The sequence below is a fragment of the Microbacterium petrolearium genome (assembly GCF_054782875.1).
On sequence record NZ_BAAGRQ010000111.1, the window covers coordinates 1 to 501 of the forward strand.

General features: G+C 76.4%; 1 protein-coding gene. It reads left to right on the top strand.

From position 1 onward, the window contains the following. Nucleotides 1-501, top strand: a 501-nt coding sequence (locus ACYVJ0_RS13885; RefSeq protein ID WP_460818451.1) for a phosphodiester glycosidase family protein, incomplete at both ends; no start/stop codon positions are given.

Below are 501 nucleotides of genomic sequence, written 5' to 3' on the forward strand. Positions count from 1 at the left end.
GTCGATCGCGCCGCGCACGGCGCTCGGGTTCAGCGACGACGGCCGCACCCTGGTGCTGGCGACGTGGGACGGCCCCGGCGGCACCGGCAAGGGTGGGGTCGGGGTGGACAAGGCCGCGCGCGACCTGGTCCGGATCGGTGTGGACACGGCGGTCAACCTGGACGGCGGCGGGTCGACGACGATGGTCGCGCGCGCCCTCGGCGAGCAGGACGCGACGGTCCGGAACGTGCCGTCGGACGGGCACGAGCGGAGCAACCCGAACGGCGTCGGCGTGTTCGTCGCGCCGGGCGACGGGCGTCTGCACGATCTCCTGGTGGAGCCGGCCCCGGGCGGTGCCTCCGCCGACGGCGACGTGAACGTGTTCCCCGGCCTGCACCGCACCCTGGTGGCCAAGGGCGTGGACGATCACGAGACGCCGGTCGAGGTGGACCCGGCCGCCGTCCGCTGGCACGCGCGGGGCGCGAAGGTGGCCGGCGGGCGCCTGGAGGCCCCGTACGAGGG